The following is a 17,146-nucleotide window of genomic DNA, read 5'->3' as shown; positions in this document are numbered from 1 at the left end:
TAACCCTGATTGAGGGGGGCACGGTGAGCGCGTGCCTCACCACTGCATCCTGTCCGCAGCCTGGCCCCGATACCACTGGAGCGGTCGTGGCCCGGACACGAAGTCTGGAGTATCGTGGAGAATCAGGGGACCGGCACGGACTCCAGCACCTTTCGGACAACATCATCCGAGGTCATTTGTTCTGCTTCTGCCTCATACGTCAAGACAATCCTGTGCCTCAGAACATCAAGGGCGATATCCTTGACGTCTTGCGGAGTCACATAGCCACGCCCCGCCAGGAAGGCGTTGGCTCGGGCCGCCAGACAGAGATTGATCGACGCGCGTGGAGAAGCACCATATTCGATGAGCGGCTTTAATTGCTTCAGCTTGAACTCTTCTGGATTCCGCGTGGCAATCACGAGATCAAGCCAATACTGTTCGGCACGCCATTTGCGCATGGCCAAGATACTGATTGCAAGATGCCAGAGGGGCATTTTTGCCCGTCATTTGGTCAGTTTATCTGCCATGTCAGCGTGCCCGGATGCCAAAAGAGCAAGCTCCCGACTCGGATGACGAACCAGCGCCGAAGATCTCGGCCAAGAATATTCATGGTCTGAAGTACTTTCGGGTGCTGAGGCCCTTCCTGAAGCGTTTACATGCGGTTGGAACCGCACGGGATACAGCGGGAAATCGACAGCTGCACATGGACCAGTATTGCACGCTGGTGCTGCTCTGGTTCTATTCTCCCATCGTCGACTCGCTGCGTGGCCTGCAGCAGGTGTCGCAGCTGAAGAAGATCCAGCAGAGACTCAAGATCCCTCGAACGTCATTGGGCTCCCTCTCCGAATCGGTGAAGCTCTTTGATCCTGAACCGCTCAAAAAGATTGCTCGCGAGTTGGCTGACCAGTTGCCCGACGCACCAGCCCCGGAGCGCTTCCGAGGGCTGGGTAAGACTCTGGTCGCTGTGGATGGTTCAGTGATTCCCACCTTGGCACGGATCGCCCGACTCGCCTGGATCACCAACTGTTCCGAGAAACCAACGTGCGGCTATCGCCTGCATACACATTTTGAAATCCTGCGTGGTCTTCCGAAGCGGATTGAAGCCACCTCAGCCAACCCGAAGGGAGATGCGGACGAACGAAAAGTTTTGGAGCGGACAATCGAACCAGACCACTGCTATGTTATCGATCGTGGTTACATGACGTTCCGACTCTGGAATAAGATCCATAACGCTGGAAGCAGTTATGTCTGTCGAGTCCGTGACAGGCTGGCGTATGAGACAATTGAAGAACGACCGCTCACGCCCGAAGCGACGGCTGCTGGAGTTCAGGCTGACCAAATCATCGAATTGCGACACAAGAAGACACGAACCAACCATACCTTGAGGCTGATCTCCGTCCGCTGCTCCGCTCACACCAGCCGCGGTCGACGCCGGGGACGCAAGTTCTCCAGTACAGCCCCCAGCAGCGATGGAACCCTGAGAATCGCCACGGATCTGCTGGACGTCCCCGCAGAACTGATCGCAGAGATGTATCAGCTTCGCTGGACGATCGAGCTCTTCTTCCGCATGTTCAAGCACCTGCTGGGCTGCCGCCACCTGCTGAGTACCCGACAGCAAGGTGTCGAGATTCAGATTTACTCCGCGCTCATCGCCTGCCTCTTGATTCTGCTTTACACCGGACGCATGCCGACCAAGCGGACGTTTGAGCTGTTGTGCTTTTACCTGATCGGCTGGGTCGACTTCGATGAGATCCAAGGACACATCGATAAGCTTAAGACCGCGTCTTCCTGACGTGAGTCTTTGATAAGAGATCCGTTCCGCGTGAACTACATTCCGCGATGAGAACGGGTGCGCGCCTATATAAACATCCTAATCGACAACCACTAAATACTAGTCTCACGTCGCGCCGAACTCCTTGCTTCGCGGGATTGACCGGGCGTGAACAGCTACAGAAAGAACGAATCCAGGATACAGACGAGCCACATCAATTCTCGTGCCGAACAGTATTGAGATCAAGCACATAGTCCTTGATCTTGTCATCCATGTAGATCGTCGAGACGGTCTGTTTCATTTCGATCAGGTGCTGCGGTTCCAGAACCGGCTTGACGTCACGCCGAATGTCATCCAGTACGGTATCCACGACTTTCCGCTCATCACTTTTCGTGGGATAGCCCACCATAATCTTCAGCATGAAGCGGTCAACCTGGGCCTCGGGCAGGGGATACGTCCCTTCCTGTTCAATCGGGTTTTGAGTGGCCAGAACCAAGAACGGTTCTTCCAGAGGGTAGGTCTCGTCACCAATCGTGACCTGCCGCTCCTGCATTGCTTCCAGAAGCGCGGATTGTACCTTGGACGGAGCCCGGTTGATTTCGTCCGCCAGAATCAGATTGGCGAAGATCGGCCCTTTCCGCGTTCCGAAAGAACCTTCCCGCGGGTTGTAAATCATCGTGCCGATCAAGTCGGCGGGAAGTAAATCCGGAGTGAACTGAATCCGGTTGAACTTGCAGTGCAGGGCGTTTGCCAATCCTTTGATTGCGGTTGTCTTCGCCAATCCCGGCAATCCCTCGAGCAGCACATGCCCCCCCGTCAGGATTGCAATCAGCAGGCGAGACAACATCGTGTCCTGTCCCACCAGAACTTTTCGCACCTCAGTCCTGACCTGTTCGAGTTGATCAGAATGCTTGAGAACCTGTTCCTTGATTCGCTGAATATCAACACTCATGCTCGCAAAACGCTCCTCAAGTGACGAAGTTTTCTGAATCCGGTCGTCGGTGCAGCACACTCGCGCCGCCCGCTCGGTCGCTGCGGAAAGGTGTGCCTCAACGAACGAACAAGGTTACGACACAATCGTCCGATTCACTAAACGCTCAAGAATCCCCGTGCAAGCGATGGATCGCATTTTATGGGACAACCCGGAATTGTGACGAGGGGACCGCCAGCGTCAACTCTTCCTCAATGGGACAGAATGGGGCAACACCGCTTTGCCGAGCTTGCGGGGTCACAGACACTGCCGTCAACGCCGGCGCACCCGACTTTCCCTTCGAGGTGATGTTTAACGTCACCAAGGGGGCGACCGGAAACGCTCTGCAACAACTTCGTCGGGGACGTCTGCCTGCCAACCCTGCCTGAATCTGATCGAGAGTCCCATTTTCGAACGTTGACTCAGTGTTGAAACAAAAATTCAGTGTTGAAACAAAAATTCTTTTGACGTCAGCACACTCCAGAACAGGTCTTCCACCACCGCACGCCTCTCCTGGGCCCCCGCATCCGCGAACGCCTGCACCAACTCCTGTCGTTCCAGGTTGGTGGGGTACCGCGAAAGGGCAGCCAGATATACGGTCTCGACGATCTCGTCGTTGGAAAGACTCGATTCAAGGATTTGAGCGACACGCCCCTCGGTGGATTCGAGCTTCTCCTGGATCGTTTTCCCATTCAGCAGATGCAGCACCTGGGTCATACTCGGCTCGTCGGATCTCTCACACGTACACGTCAGCACACGTTCCGGCCGTCCGAAGGCATCCAGAAAGTACGACGCAACGCTCGCATCCGGCAACTGCATGGCCCGGGTCCCTTTGGGCAGATCTTTGAACGAAGTCGGAACCCCTGTCACCTGTGAGATGGCGTCGAGCAGCACCTCTGCCTTCAGGCGCCGCGGTTGACTGTGAGCCTGAAATCGTACGTCCGCAGCATTCTCCTGCAGGACCGCATGCGACCGCTGATACGCCTCGGATTCCAGAATTCTGCGAATGATCATCTTCAAATCGTAGTGGTTCCTTACCAGGTCATTCGCCAGATGGTCAAGCAACCTGGCATTGCTGGCAGGATTTGTCAGCCGCAGATCGTCGACCGCGTCGACCAGTCCGCGTCCGAAAAAGTTGGCCCAGATCCGGTTGACAATGGCTTTCGCAAAATAGGGATTGTCCGCTGCGGTCAGCCAGTCAGCCAGGTGCTCTCGCCTGTCCCCCGGTTCGTCGAAAGAAATAGGTGTCCCGTCGAGCGGTCTGGGGGGTTGCGGTCGGGCCGTGCGGGGTTGAAGCACTTCCCCCTGGTCAGCCAGAAAAATCGTCCGGTTTCCGTCGCCACTGCGGAAGTCGCCTCCCCACCCTTTCCCCCGTACCCGCGCGAAGAGACTCACCATTCCATAGTAGTCGTCGTTCGTCCATTTCTCATTGGGGTGATCGTGGCAATGAGCACATTGAATCGACATCCCGAGAAACGCCATGGAGGTCGTTTCGACCATATCCTGCGGATCCTGGTGCAGCGCGTAGAAATTGGCCGCCCCATTCTCGAAGGTGCTTCCTTGCGAAAGAATGATCCCGCGTGCGAACTGGTCCCAAGGGGTATTCTGCTCGACACGCTCGCGGATCCATTTGTAGTACGCCTTCAGCGCCTCTGGCCGCAGACGATTGCCCGTGAGCAGCAACAGGTCAGACCACTGGTAGGCCCAGTAGTCAACGTACTCCGGGCGTGACAGCAATCCTTCGATCACGCGACTTCGCTTGCCGGGTTCCGGATCCGAGAGAAACGCCCTCACTTCATCGACGGTCGGCAAAACACCAATCGTATCGAGGTAAGCACGACGGAGAAATTCGGAATCGTCAGACCGCGGAGAAGGGGGCATGTTCAGAGCGTGCAGTTTGTCGATGACGTCGTCGTCAATGAAGTTCGCACGTTCTGAATTGTTGAAGAGATCTGGCGACACGGGCTGAACATACGGAACCGTGACGGTCGCCGTCGCATTCTGTGCCAGATACCAGGCAACGATCGCTCCTTCGCCGCTGCCGTTCACCTTCACGCGTCCCAGATCATCGACCGAACAGACCGTCAGATCCGAAGCGGTATATTTGGCCCACCGCGTGACATCTTCCGAGTGGCCGTCCTGAAAATGAGCGACGACGATCATCGACAGTTCTGTCCCGGCTTTCAGACGTGAAGCGGGCGGCAGAACTTCAAGCCGGGTGATTCGCGAATCGGCCTCGGAAGGGCCGGGAAGTCCCTGAGCAATCCATTCCGAAACGACTCGGTATTCGTAGGAATCTTCCGTGAATCGCAGTCCCCCTTTGTGAGGAATCGCCCCTGTCGGCTTGGTCAGAATCAGGCTGCGTCCGGGGTCACCGGGTGAAACACGCCGTCCCCGGGCTTGGTGCGTGATCGAAAAGAAATCGTGCTCGGGATCGTATCCTCTCAGCGACAACTTGAAGCCGTTTTTGCCGGCAGCAGCGCCGTGGCAGGCTCCGCTGTTGCACCCGGTTTTCGAAAGCACGGACTGGACGTGGTTTCGAAAGCTCCACTGATGAGCGTCTTCGAACTTGTCTACGGTCACGGTCGCTTCCGCCGTCGCCCCGTCCACCTCAACGACGATTCGGGTCGATCCATTTCCGGTGGGGATGACGGTTCCCTGGTCGATTCGGGCGACCGCTTCATTGTCACTTCGCCAGACGAGACCCGAGCGGAGGGACGCGATCACGCTTGATCCACGGTCGCGTCGAACGGCGAGTAAGCCATGACGTGCTTCCGGCCCTGTCAGTCTGATCTGACCGGGAAGCACGACCAATGATCCTTCTTCGACTTCCGCGGCAGAAGCCAGGGCGTCCCATGAAAGCAGGCAGACAGCAACAACGCCAAAGGCCAAGGTGCAGCACTTCATGGGACATCCCGGTTCTGTCGTGAATCAAGACCAGATCATGTCGCTACAGAGTACCCATCTGATCACTGCAGCGGAATCTCCCCATCGAGATACCGCCAGTTCTTGAGGAACGAGATCAGATCGGCCATCTGTTCAACGCTGATCGTTTTCTCAAACCCCACCGGCATCAGTGACTGTCCGGTCGTTCGCAGCTCGTCGACGTCGGACCGAAGGATGGTTTCCTCTTTGCCTTCCGGCAGACGCATCGTGATGGAGCCAGCGGTCTCGGCCTTGATCAGTCCGGTGAAAACCTTACCCTGATTCGTAACCAGGGTGTAACTGAAGTAGTTGGCATCGACAGCCCGGTTCGGGTCAAGGATGTTCAGCAGCAGGTATTCGGGCAGCTTGTCACGCGTATCACCGATATCGGGACCCACGTTGATCCCCATGTTATCGACACGGTGACACGTCACACAGTTCTTCTCGAAGACGGCCCGGCCCTTGAAGGCATCACCCTTCATTTCAAGCACAGGCTGGTAGGTCGCAATGACCGCCGCTCGGTCGGGAGCGATCGCGGAACTGAAAATTTTGGCTGCCCGTGAACTTAAATCCTTGTTTCGATGCCGAGTCAGGCGATCCTGTCGAGTCGGATCGAGTTCACTCAGCTTCAGTTCTTCTCGTTCGAGCAGCCCGAGCAACTGCTCAGTCCGTCCCTCCTGAGCCAGCATCAGGTCCAGAATGGCGCGACGGATCGACGGTGTTTGCGAGTCAAACGCCGCCATCATTTCGTCACTGATCGAACGATCTGGCATCGTGGCCAGCACGTCAATGGCGGCCAGTCGAACGGGAACTTCCGTTCCGGACAGTGCCAGTTCCATCAGGGCAGAAACCAGTTCCGCTCCCTCGCCGTACGCCATGGTGCGGATCGCCATCAATCGCCGAGTCGCAGGTCCGTTTGCATCTTGCGCAATCCGCTGAATCGCCGCCATAAAGTCTCGGAACCTGGCTTTCTCGCCCTCTGTCAGATCGGCCCGTAACGCGGGAAATCCGACTCCTCGACGCAGCAAGCCCCGCCCAAGTCCTTGAACACCCGCAGCCGCCAGTTCGAGCCCTCCTTCGGCAGCTTTTTCCCGGGTGAAGTCCATCAGCTTACCGAGGATGGCTCGCGACTGAACCGGCTCAATCTGTGCACCGGCAACTTCGCAAAGCTGTTCCGTTAATTCGGCTCCCCCCTTCGGAGGCTGCGGCAGCGTCATCCAGTGGTCAAGCAGTTCCAGGAGCAAGGCCTGCGGCGGTTCGGAAAACGTCGTCCCGATAGCCGCTCGCAGCCACGGATCTTCAGCCCCGCGGTCAAGCAGCCTGACCAGTGCTTTTCGTCGGTTCGGCTGCTGCTCAACTCCGCCACTCAGGTCCAGAGCCAGTCGGAAGCGAACGCGGTCGTCAGTTTCCTCCGTCGTGAGCTGGATGATTTCCTCCGGCAACAGTTCTTCGAGCCGGTCTCCAATCGCAGAGACAACCTGCTCGCGAACACGAGCATCACGGTTATCGATATCCGACCAGGCAATGACCGGAGGTGTCAGTCGCGGGTCCAGAATCTTCATCAGCCACAGAACGGGCAATCGGCTGCGGGTCAGGCGATTCTGCTTCCAGTTCTGCTTGAGTGCCTCGAGCACGGCGTCGCGATCGTGCTCCAGCAGCAATCGTGTCGCGGTTTCCCGATGCCATGAGTTGGCATGGTCCAACAGTTTAACCAACTGCGGAACCGGCAGCTTATCCAGTGCGTGCTCAGGGCGATCCTGCGGCATGACGGATTCCTCTGACTTCACGCGCCAGATTCGTCCCCGGTCATTGCCGTCATGAAGATCTTTACGAGTCCGCAATTCATTCGGCATCCAGTCCGGGTGTTCGATGACGGCACGGTACATATCGACGATGTACAGAGCTCCATCCGGGCCGTTGGCCAGGTTGACGGGACGGAACCACGTGTCGGGACTCGCCAGAAACTCGCTCTGCCCGTCCGAGGGATGACTGATGAACGAGGCGCCGCTGGGGACGAGTGTTTCGCGGTGGACGAGGTTTGCGGTCGGATCACACGTGAATGAATTTCCCTTGTACTCGGGAGGCAATCCGTCACCACGATAAATCGTCACACCGCAAGCCGCCGTGAACTGGTTGGCATGCAGAGTCGACGTCGTCCAGGCCTGACTGATGGGATAGAGCTTCGAATGCTCACCAAACGCAGCCACGTCCTGAACCGTGGATCTGACGGCGAAGAAGGGATTTCGCTTCGTGTAGTGGTCTTCAAGGACAATATGCTGGACGGGATTGCGGTTTGAACAGACAAACCGGTTTCCGTAGTCGTCAAAGCAGAGTCCGAATTGACCGTGACCGGAAACAGCACCATAGTCGCCCGTCAGCGGATTGAATCGAAAGTCGAATCCTGCCAGGGGCAACGGAGCTCCCTTATCGCGCCACTCCGGCTTCGTCGGGACGATTGTGCCACCTCGCAGACCGTTGGCGACATAGATGTAGCCGTCTGGTCCCAGCGTCGGATGGTTCGCCCGTAACTGGGAATTTTCCTGGCTGAAGCCCTGAAACCAGGTTTCTTTGAATTCCGCTTTCCCGTCTCCATCGCGGTCAGCGAAGAAGGCAATTTCCCCCGCCAGAGTGACGATGATTCCATCCTTCCAGGGAAGCAGTCCTGTCGCAAACAAAAGCTCGTCGGCGAACACCGTCGCCGTTTCGTAGCGGCCATCATGATTGTGATCGAATAGCCGTTTGATACGAGATTTGGGCTTTTCGTCGGTGCCGGGTTTCGGCCCGTACGGATAGTCCCGCATTTCGACGACCCACATTGATCCGTCGGCACCAAAGGCGATCGCGACCGGATCAATCACTTCCGGCTCGCCCGCAACGAGTTCCACCTTGAGATCGGGTGAGGCGAGTACGAACGAGCCCAGGGAGTCGTCGGTGGAGAGCGGGCTCTTCATTTGCTGAGGGTCCGCCGCAGCCAGCGGAAGTACCCCGCAAATCAACAGTAGCAAGAATCCGAATCTGTAGCTCATAACTTTCCCTCGCGTTGAACTTCGATCGACGAAGACCCGGCTCCCCTCATCGTGAGTTGATTCATGAGACAGAGTCGTTCGGTCGAAGCCCCTCACGCAGTCCTCCGAGTAAAAATCTATGCACTGACATCGCGCACCATGATAAGTCGAATCACCGCTCAATCCCACCTCGGCGCAGGTACCCGCCTTCGTCTTCCCGATGGTTTGATTCTGAAAACCGTCTCGCCGCGCACTGTCAGGTCAACGCGTTCAGCCAGTTCAATCAATCCCTAGAGTGACGATTGTCTTCAACAATCACAATTGCGACGGAGGAGCGGCCGTCTCGGCACTGCTTTTCAATGTGAACTTCGGCTCTTCACCCGCGAGCAGGCGGCGAATGTTGCTGCGGTGCTGAATGATAATCAGGAGCGGCACCATCAGGGCAAACACGCCCTGACTCCACGTCGCTTCAGAAAACGGGTTCGGACGAAGGCGGATAAATTCAAACAGGCTGAATCCGACCGCCGCCAGAATCGAACTGAGTGAGACGATTCGCCAGCAGATCATCGAGCCGAAAAACAAAGCCGCGGCCACCAGCAGGCCCCACGGGCTGAGAATCAGCAAGACCCCCAGCGAAGTTGCCACCCCCTTTCCTCCGCGAAATCCGAGCCAGCAGGGAAACATGTGCCCGACGATCGTACACACGCCTGACAACACCACCGCGTGAGCGAACCAGGGGTTGCCCTCAGAAATTAGCAGCCGCGGAAGCAGTGCAACCGGCAGCAGCCCTTTCAGTGCATCTAGAGCCAGACAGATCAGCCCCCATTTTTTCCCCAGCACGCGCCCCGCATTGGTCGCACCGATATTGCCGCTGCCCAATTTGCGAAGATCAACACCCTTCACGATTTTTCCGATGAGAAACCCGAAAGGAATCGACCCGGCCAGATAACTGACAAATGCCAGAACCGCAAAATTTACCCACATTCCAAAAACGCCCTTCTCGTACCGCCCATCCGGATCAACTGTGCACTATTACTCGACATCCGCCAGCCCGAGCCGAGAGTCTGATTCCCGTCGGCGATTTTCGCAACTTGGATTCGCAAACGGCTCCCGCCAAAAAAGCACAACCTCATTCCCGCAACTCCCACCGTACAAGTTGATGATCACCTTCAAGGACGACAGACCCGCGGGCTGACAAAGATACAGCCAATGACATCCATCGAGTTCAAGACCGAAGAATGCCACGGCAAACGGAACCACTTCGGTCAAAACCACTCACAGTGACCTCGTGTTGGGAGCCAACCGCTGGTATCGTTTGAAGCGCCCACCGGCAACAAAAACAAGCCGACTGCAACTCCACTTCCCCGTTCTCAATCTGCGCGAATCAGCGCAATCTGCGGACGATCTCAGGCAAGGTTTCATTCCTCACGATGCAGGTTTATCCGCAGATTGCGCAGAGGAACGCAGATGATGAATTCCCGGGATGAACAGACCTATGCGATCATCGGCGCTGCGATGACCGTTCATCGAGAGCTTGGTTGTGGATTTCTGAAGCCAGTCTACCAGGAGGCTATGGAGCGTGAATTTCAATTCCAACAGATTCCGCATGAACGCGAGAAGATTTTGCCAGTTGTCTACCGTGGGAGGCCACTCGAAACGTTCTATAAAGTCGACTTCGTTTGCTTTGGTTCCGTGATTGTAGAAATCAAGGCATTGCAGCAACTCTCGTCACTAGAAGAAGAGCAGGCCATCAACTACCTGAAAGCGTCCAGTTTACAGAAAGCCCTTCTGATCAACTTCGGAACAACCAGCCTCCAGCAAAAGCGCCTCGTCCTCAATCTGCGCGAATCCGCGCAATCTGCGGATCATCTGAGGGCGGAAAACGGACAATGAACTTTGAGTGAATTTCCGTTCTGCAGATACAGGGGATCATCCGCAGATTGCGCCGAGGGACGCAGATGATGAATTACAGCTTCATTGTCGGCTATGCGTCACCTTACGACATTGACATTTGTCGCATCTTCTTGGTATGCTCATGAAGTTATGAAAAAACCGTTTTGATCGAAAATCGATTGGCAGAGCCGAATTAGCTGGAACGCGGGTTCCCGCAGTGATCGAATTCGTGGACATGAAGTTATTCGCCGAGAGAGAGCGGGGTCTGTCTGCCACTTGCTCCCAAGTTCGCCCTGGGTCTGACAGATCGCGGCCGTCGCGTCATTTCGGAGCGGTGACTCGATTACGGTTTTCGCGATCCGAAAAATACAAGATTGGAAGTTGCTCATGTCGCGCAAATTGAGCAACTTCGAAACCGCTTCCGACACAGCAAAACAGGGATGTTGCTCAACTCGCTCAACTTGCTCAATGTATTTTTTTCCGATGAAAACCTGTAGCGGACTTGTCTCCCTTCAACGCCGACGTTGTTCGCCTTTTGAAATTGCTTCGCGGAAGACGCGGTACCCCGTCGTCTCACCGCAGTCGCACCGTCGGCACATTGCACCAAGGGTGTCGAAGAGTGGTCGTCGCGATGGGGGGCGACATGGACCTTGTTCCAACGCTCGACTCGACTGCCTGCGATGGGTTACAACCGCGTACCAGAGACAGTGCCTGCGCGGCACCACTTTTCGATCCGAATGAGGGCGAAAACGGGAAGCGTCAACGCACGTGGCCAGCTTGATCGGGCATTCCTGAAGGACTCCTTTTGATGGTGAAATCGATGGCGGTATTTCGAATGGGTCAGATGAGCCAAATCGGTTTGATGGCGTTCGTGCTACTCGGGAAAATTGCAGCCGCAGGCGAATTCACCATCAACGAACACGTCTTCACGCTGCCAGACGGATTTGAGATTGAAGCGGTCGCAACGTCCCCGCTGGTGGATCGTCCGATTACCGCCGACTTTGATGAGCAAGGGCGCCTGTACGTCGCAGATTCATCCGGATCGAACGAACGTCCCGATCAACAGTTGCTCAACCCGACCCATCGGATCGTCCGCCTCGCCGACACAGACGGAGATGGTCGATTTGATGAAAGTGTCGTCTTCGCAGACAAGATGATGTTCCCCGAAGGAACCATGTGGTACGACGGGTCCCTCTATGTCTCCGCTCCTCCCAGCATCTGGAAACTCACCGACACCGACGGAGATGGGGTTGCCGATCAGCGGACCGAATGGTTCGAGGGCAAGACACTGACCGGCTGTGCGAATGATCTTCACGGCCCGTATCTGGGGCCGGATGGCTGGATTTACTGGTGCAAGGGGGCGTTCGCTGAACAGACCTATGCACAGCCTGCCAAGCCTCACGCAGCAGCAAGTCAGGACAGCCCACAGCCGCAACTCGTCACAAAAGCCGCTCATATTTTCCGGCGTCGCGCCGACGGAACGGGATTTATTGAGAACGTGATGACCGGGGGAATGGACAACCCGGTCGATGTCGTCTTTCTGCCGGGGGGTGATCGGATCTTCACGACGACCTTTCTGCAACGACCCGGAGGAGGACTACGCGATGGTCTGATTCACGCGATTTACGGTGGCGTGTACGGAAAGGTCCACGATGTCACGAATTTCCATCCGCGCACGGGTGACCTGATGCCTCCTCTGGTCCATCTGGGACCGGCGGCTCCCAGCGGACTCGCCCGCTATGAGTCGACCGTGTTCGGGAAAGAATTCCAGGACAACCTTTTCGCCACTCAGTTCAACATGCGCAAAGTCTCGCGACATGCACTGGAACGAGTCGGTGCCACGTTCAAATCGACGGACAGTGATTTCGTTGTTTCCAGCAATCTGGACTTTCATCCGACCGACGTCATCGAGGATGCGGATGGAAGCTTGATTATTTGCGACACGGGGGGCTGGTACACACTCTGCTGTCCCACATCACAACTGACGAAACCCGATATTCTCGGCGGAATCTACCGCGTTCGAAGAGCGGGGTCACCACGTCAGGCCGATCCACGGGGCCTGAAACTGAACTGGACCACCACCAGCGATGTCGAACTGGCCGCCCGACTGGGCGATGCACACCCCGCCGTCACCAGCCGTTCGATTCAGCTACTCGCCAAGCAAGGCCCCGCTGCGGTCGGCGCTCTGAAAAAGTCGCTGCAGTCCAAAAACGACCGCACACGTCTGAACGCCGTCTGGACGCTCACCCGCATCGACGATCCCTCGGCACGAACTGCGGTTCAGACTGCTGTCAGCGATCCCAACCTCGACGTCCGGCTGGCAGCCCTCCATTCCATCAGTCTCTGGAAAGACACATCCGCTTCCGCCACATTGAAGAAATCCCTGACCGACAAATCGCATGCGATTCGACGAGCCGCCGCCGAAGCGATCGGTCGTATCGGCGATGATACGGCTGCAGCCGACCTGCTGGGTGCGGTGACCGGCTCAGAAATCGATCGTGAGCTGCAGCACTCCGTCACGTACGCCCTGATCGAAATTGGGAAGCCGGTCAATCTCTCCGTGGTGCCGAAAGAGCGGGTCTCGCCCCTGATGCAGTCGATCGCCATGATCGCCAATGATCAGATGCCGGGTGGACACGTGGAACCGAAATCGGTCATCCCGTGGCTGACTTCAAACGAACCGAAATTGCGAGAAACCGCTCATTGGCTGGTCGGACGGCACTCAGAGTGGGGTGATTCACTGGCCGAGTACCTGCAGCAGCGGATTGCGGAACGCAATCTGACCGACGACCAGCGTCGGGAACTCGTCGAACAACTGGCACAGTTCGCAGGAAACGGGGCGATTCAACAACTGCTTGCCGATCAGATCCGTCCCGGCGAAAGCAATCCACTTGAAGCCCGGCACGTTGCTTTAGACGCGATGCGCAGCAGTGGGCTGAAAGAACTTCCTGCAAGTTGGCTCGAAGGACTGACGCTAACCGTCGCCGAAGGGAATCCGGTCCTGGTTCCTGCCGCGATCGGCGCCCTGCGGGCGATTCCCGTGAAATCGGCCCACGAACCACTTACGCTCGCGCTGCTGGAAGTCGCCAGTCAGACATCGTTCCCTGACGGTGTTCGTGTCGAGGCGCTGGCTGCAATTCCCGAGGGGCTCTCCCAGCCGAAAACCGAACACTTGCAATTGCTGGCGAACAACCTGGGGGAACTGGTCAGCGTCAGCACACGCTCGGCCGCCGTCGACGCGCTTGTCCGGTCAAAACTCGACGCCGATCCGCTGAGCCTGCTGGCTGAATCCATTCCTGAAGTCGGGCCGTTGGAATTGAATCGATTGCTCGGCGCCTTCGAACATTGTTCCGACGAAGCTGTCGGGCTGAAACTGGTTGATTCACTGAAGAACTCTCCCGTGCTGACCAGTCTACGCGTGGATACGGTGAAGGCCCGCTTAGCTAAGTTTCCTTCATCCGTGCAAACCCGCGCCGAAGAACTTTACGCCGCGATCAACGTCGAGGCAGGCCGCCAGCAGGAAAAGCTCAACGAGTTAGCCCAGTCCCTGACGGGCGGGGACATCCGCCGAGGTCAGCTTGTCTTCAACAGTGAGAAAGCGGCCTGTTCGGCCTGTCACGCCATGGGCTACAAGGGAGGGGATATCGGCCCGGATCTGTCGCGCATCGGCAAGATTCGGACCGAGCGGGATCTGTTGGAAGCAATCGTCTTCCCGAGCGTCAGCTTTGTGCGAAGCTACGAGCCGGTACTGATCGTCACTTTGGACGGAAAACAATTCAATGGTCTGATCCGTGCTGAAACGCCTGAAGAAATCACACTGGCGACCGGAGCCCGGGAAAAGGTCCGCATCCTCAAGTCGGACGTGGAAGAAATCCGTCCAAGTACGATGTCGATCATGCCCGCAGGACTGGAGACTCAGTTGACCAGACAACAACTGGCCGACCTGATCGCATTCCTCAAGGCCAAGCAGTAAGACGACTAAATCGTCGGTAATTCAAATCCCTTGCGGCGAGCACGAGTCAGGTACTCATTCGCGGACTTGTCGTCCGCGAACTGTTCCTTGACGGGGTCCCAGCGGAGGGGACGTCCAGCCGCACGAGTGATGTTCGCCAGATGACAGACCGTCACAGACCGGTGGCCGATTTCGACATCGGCAACTGGTCTCTTTCGAGTACGAATACAATCGAGCCAGTCCTGCATATGCCACCGCGCCTGCCAGAGGGCAAGATTGTCACTCCATTTCCGTTCTTCCTCGTCGACGTCGACCATCTTCTTCAGATTCTCGGCGATCTCCGGGGGATTGGACGCGAACTTGTTTCGATTGATCTCCAGCTTTCCTTTTTCGCCGATAAAGATCGCCCCACCCATCGGCCCTCGACCGGGCTCGATCACGAAGTGAACTTCGATCCCGTTGGCGTACTTCATGAAGACTTGCCCGTTGGGACCTTCTGATAAAGGTTTCAGTTCAACCGGACCGGTGTCATCCATCCCCAGCGCCCATTGAATCTGGTCGACTCCGTGAGCACCCCAGTTGGTCATTTCTCCTCCGGCAAAGTCGCGCCAGCGCATCCACGACATCCACTCGGGATTAAAGGGGCGCGATTCCGCCTGGTTGAGCCACATGTTCCAGTCGAGTCCCTCGGGAACGTCGACCGCGTCAGGTGTTTTTGCGGGCGAGGCTTCCGGTCCGCCATAGTTAATGGCCTGCACTTTCAGGATTTTTCCGAGTCCACCACTCCGGATAAACTCACATGCGATCCGATTCATCGCCATCGACCGCTGCTGCGAACCGACCTGCAGGACGCGTTCCGTTTTGCGGACCGCATTCACCAGGGCCCGACCTTCGCTGACATAAAGCGTCAAAGGCTTTTCGGCATAGACGTCCTTCCCCGCCTGACAGGCATGAATGCACGGCAGGACTCGTTGAAATTCGCCTGTCGCGACAATCACAGCGTCAATATCTTTTCGCTCAAGGAGCCGCTGATAATCCTGATAGACGGGCCAGGCCCCATTCTGTTTTTCTTTAAACTTCTCGGCTCGCGCCCGATTGCAGTCACACAGCGCCACGATCTTCGCAGACTCGGGTAGCTGCTGCAGCAGGAGGGAGGCTCGTCCACCAACGCCGATGGCCCCGACGCGAATTTCTTCGTTCACACCCAACCGGTCCAGCGCGCCCACAGACCGGGTGACGGTACCGAGAGCGACTGAAGAGGCGACGGCCCGGAGAAATTGCCGGCGAGATGCTGCTTGCGGACGTGAAACCATTCCGGCCACCTTTCGAGCCAACAGGCGATACGCAATCGACGGATCTCATCACTGTCCGCAAGGAAAGCGGACGAGTGTCTACAAATACAGACAGGTCAAATGGAGAGATGTGTTTCGATTCAGTCTACAACTTCGAACAGTCGAACGGCAATCAATCGACGGTGTGGGGTCCCGCGAAATGACCGATGTAAGTTAGACCCCGCTCGCAAGTCATCGCCGTTACCGTTCCGCAACCCCACGCTGCCACCTGACAGCGTGGCCCCCACCGGGATGCGGCTGGACTGCGCTCGAATTCGGCGTCGGGGATCCTGTTGTCGCATTCAAATGAGTACAGGAACCGCGACCGAAGGGAGCAATGGTCCCGATGCTGTCCCCCATGCCGCTCTGGTCTGTTACCAATCAGTTTCGACCCGGAACAGCGTGCGAGCAGGGGGGATCTCCACACTGCGGCGCTGAGTTAGCTCATCGGTATGACAATTGCGACTCTTCCGTCCCCAGGAAAAATACTCCCATCGAGCGGGCTGCACAGAGGAGAAAGACAATGAATCCAATCGTCCAAGCTAACGAGTCGGTTGTCGGCGTCTTCGATACACTCGAGGCTGCACAGGATGCCATTAACGATCTGAAGCGTGGGGGATTCACCGAGGCGCATCTTGGCTTTGTAGCCCCCTCGGAAGAACCTACGACGACCTTTACCGATGATGCAGCCAAGACTGCGGCCGCCGGTGCCGCAACGGGACTGGGTGCAGGAGCCCTCTGGGGGCTGGCGATTCTGGGAGGTATCCTCCCTGGAATCGGCCCGGCTCTCGTCGGCGGAACCCTGACGGCCATTCTCTCCAGTGCGGCCGTCGGTGCTGGATCAGGGGGACTCCTGGGTGCACTGATCGGGCTCGGCTTCACAAACGAAGATGCCCAGATGGTAGAGGATGAGTTCCAGGCCGGCAAAGTGGTCGTGACCGTCACTGCGGGTGATCGAGCAGACACGGCACGGGCCATCATTGAACACCGCCGCCAGGTCGAAGCGGGCGCGACAACGTCGGCTGTCTGAAGTACGTGTCGCCACGACGTTCACTGTCGTTTTGCCGGATTGCGGCACAAACCATGTTGGAAAGGAATAAAAAGTGAGTACTCAACAAGAGCCACCACGAGAAGGGAAAGCGATGGTTGATCCTCGAAACCTGCCCGGTAATGACTGTTGTTCCCCACCGCAACAACCGGGTCAGTCTGGTCAGAACGCAAAAGATAACTCAGCGCGTGGGCGGACGGATGAGAAACCGACAGAAGCTGCGGAAGGGAAGAAGCCCATCACGGCACCCTGAATTTTGTGCGCGTTGGGAT

The 17,146-nt window shown here is 56.9% G+C and carries 11 protein-coding genes; 5 read left to right on the top strand and 6 right to left on the bottom strand.

From position 1 onward, the window contains the following. Positions 1-122 precede the first annotated feature (122 nt). A complete protein-coding gene (locus ACGY09_RS24460) occupies positions 123-473 on the bottom strand; it encodes an AAA family ATPase (protein ID WP_397569808.1) in 351 nt (116 codons plus the stop codon). A 47-nt stretch (positions 474-520) separates the two neighbouring features. Here ACGY09_RS24460 and ACGY09_RS24455 point away from each other — a divergent pair, with 47 nt between their 5' ends. Continuing rightward, positions 521-1,771, top strand: a complete 1,251-nt coding sequence (locus ACGY09_RS24455; RefSeq protein ID WP_397569312.1) for an IS4 family transposase — start codon at positions 521-523, stop codon at positions 1,769-1,771. A 193-nt stretch (positions 1,772-1,964) separates the two neighbouring features. Here the strand turns inward: ACGY09_RS24455 and ACGY09_RS24450 are convergent, their stop codons facing one another. The 4 genes from ACGY09_RS24450 to plsY all read right to left on the bottom strand — a co-directional run bounded on the left by ACGY09_RS24450 (position 1,965) and on the right by plsY (position 9,634). Continuing rightward, positions 1,965-2,702: an AAA family ATPase gene (locus tag ACGY09_RS24450; RefSeq protein WP_397569807.1), complete on the bottom strand. Its 738-nt coding sequence runs from the start codon at positions 2,700-2,702 to the stop codon at positions 1,965-1,967. Positions 2,703-3,161: 459 nt separating this feature from the next. Then, positions 3,162-5,627: a DUF1553 domain-containing protein gene (locus tag ACGY09_RS24445; protein ID WP_397569806.1), complete on the bottom strand. Its 2,466-nt coding sequence runs from the start codon at positions 5,625-5,627 to the stop codon at positions 3,162-3,164. 62 nt (positions 5,628-5,689) lie between these two features. Further along, positions 5,690-8,671, bottom strand: coding sequence for a PVC-type heme-binding CxxCH protein (locus ACGY09_RS24440; protein WP_397569805.1), 2,982 nt, complete (start codon positions 8,669-8,671; stop codon positions 5,690-5,692). Between the two features lie 294 nt (positions 8,672-8,965). Continuing rightward, positions 8,966-9,634 carry a glycerol-3-phosphate 1-O-acyltransferase PlsY gene (gene plsY / locus ACGY09_RS24435; protein ID WP_373652359.1) on the bottom strand — a complete coding sequence of 223 codons (669 nt, stop codon included), beginning with the start codon at positions 9,632-9,634 and terminating at the stop codon, positions 8,966-8,968. Positions 9,635-10,117: 483 nt separating this feature from the next. Here plsY and ACGY09_RS24430 point away from each other — a divergent pair, with 483 nt between their 5' ends. Beyond that, positions 10,118-10,543: a GxxExxY protein gene (locus ACGY09_RS24430; RefSeq protein WP_397569804.1), complete on the top strand. Its 426-nt coding sequence runs from the start codon at positions 10,118-10,120 to the stop codon at positions 10,541-10,543. An 808-nt stretch (positions 10,544-11,351) separates the two neighbouring features. Continuing rightward, positions 11,352-14,516, top strand: coding sequence for a PVC-type heme-binding CxxCH protein (locus ACGY09_RS24425; RefSeq protein WP_397569803.1), 3,165 nt, complete (start codon positions 11,352-11,354; stop codon positions 14,514-14,516). A gap of 5 nt (positions 14,517-14,521) precedes the next feature. Here ACGY09_RS24425 and ACGY09_RS24420 read toward each other — a convergent pair whose 3' ends face one another. Then, positions 14,522-15,808 (bottom strand): Gfo/Idh/MocA family protein, encoded by a 1,287-nt coding sequence (locus ACGY09_RS24420; protein WP_397569802.1) that lies wholly within the window; start codon positions 15,806-15,808, stop codon positions 14,522-14,524. A 541-nt stretch (positions 15,809-16,349) separates the two neighbouring features. Between ACGY09_RS24420 and ACGY09_RS24415 the strand changes: the two genes are divergently transcribed. Both ACGY09_RS24415 and ACGY09_RS24410 read left to right on the top strand, forming a co-directional pair. Further along, positions 16,350-16,856, top strand: coding sequence for a general stress protein (locus tag ACGY09_RS24415; protein ID WP_397569801.1), 507 nt, complete (start codon positions 16,350-16,352; stop codon positions 16,854-16,856). Positions 16,857-16,929: 73 nt separating this feature from the next. Continuing rightward, positions 16,930-17,127, top strand: coding sequence for a hypothetical protein (locus ACGY09_RS24410; RefSeq protein WP_397569800.1), 198 nt, complete (start codon positions 16,930-16,932; stop codon positions 17,125-17,127). Positions 17,128-17,146: the final 19 nt, after the last annotated feature.

Source organism: Schlesneria sphaerica (assembly GCF_044336245.1).
In the GTDB taxonomy this organism is placed as follows: domain Bacteria; phylum Planctomycetota; class Planctomycetia; order Planctomycetales; family Planctomycetaceae; genus Schlesneria; species Schlesneria sphaerica.
This window is presented reverse-complemented; position numbering and strand designations above follow the sequence as displayed.

Excerpts from the sequence above, each read along its gene's own strand:
- ACGY09_RS24450 (WP_397569807.1), bottom strand. The coding sequence starts at position 2,702 with ATGAGTGTTGATATTCAGCGAATCAAGGAACAGGTTCTCAAGCATTCT.
- ACGY09_RS24425 (WP_397569803.1), top strand. The coding sequence starts at position 11,352 with ATGGTGAAATCGATGGCGGTATTTCGAATGGGTCAGATGAGCCAAATC.
- ACGY09_RS24440 (WP_397569805.1), bottom strand. The coding sequence starts at position 8,671 with ATGAGCTACAGATTCGGATTCTTGCTACTGTTGATTTGCGGGGTACTT.
- ACGY09_RS24415 (WP_397569801.1), top strand. The coding sequence starts at position 16,350 with ATGAATCCAATCGTCCAAGCTAACGAGTCGGTTGTCGGCGTCTTCGAT.
- ACGY09_RS24445 (WP_397569806.1), bottom strand. The coding sequence starts at position 5,627 with ATGAAGTGCTGCACCTTGGCCTTTGGCGTTGTTGCTGTCTGCCTGCTT.
- ACGY09_RS24460 (WP_397569808.1), bottom strand. The coding sequence starts at position 473 with ATGCCCCTCTGGCATCTTGCAATCAGTATCTTGGCCATGCGCAAATGG.
- plsY (WP_373652359.1), bottom strand. The coding sequence starts at position 9,634 with ATGTGGGTAAATTTTGCGGTTCTGGCATTTGTCAGTTATCTGGCCGGG.
- ACGY09_RS24455 (WP_397569312.1), top strand. The coding sequence starts at position 521 with ATGCCAAAAGAGCAAGCTCCCGACTCGGATGACGAACCAGCGCCGAAG.
- ACGY09_RS24430 (WP_397569804.1), top strand. The coding sequence starts at position 10,118 with ATGATGAATTCCCGGGATGAACAGACCTATGCGATCATCGGCGCTGCG.
- ACGY09_RS24420 (WP_397569802.1), bottom strand. The coding sequence starts at position 15,808 with ATGGTTTCACGTCCGCAAGCAGCATCTCGCCGGCAATTTCTCCGGGCC.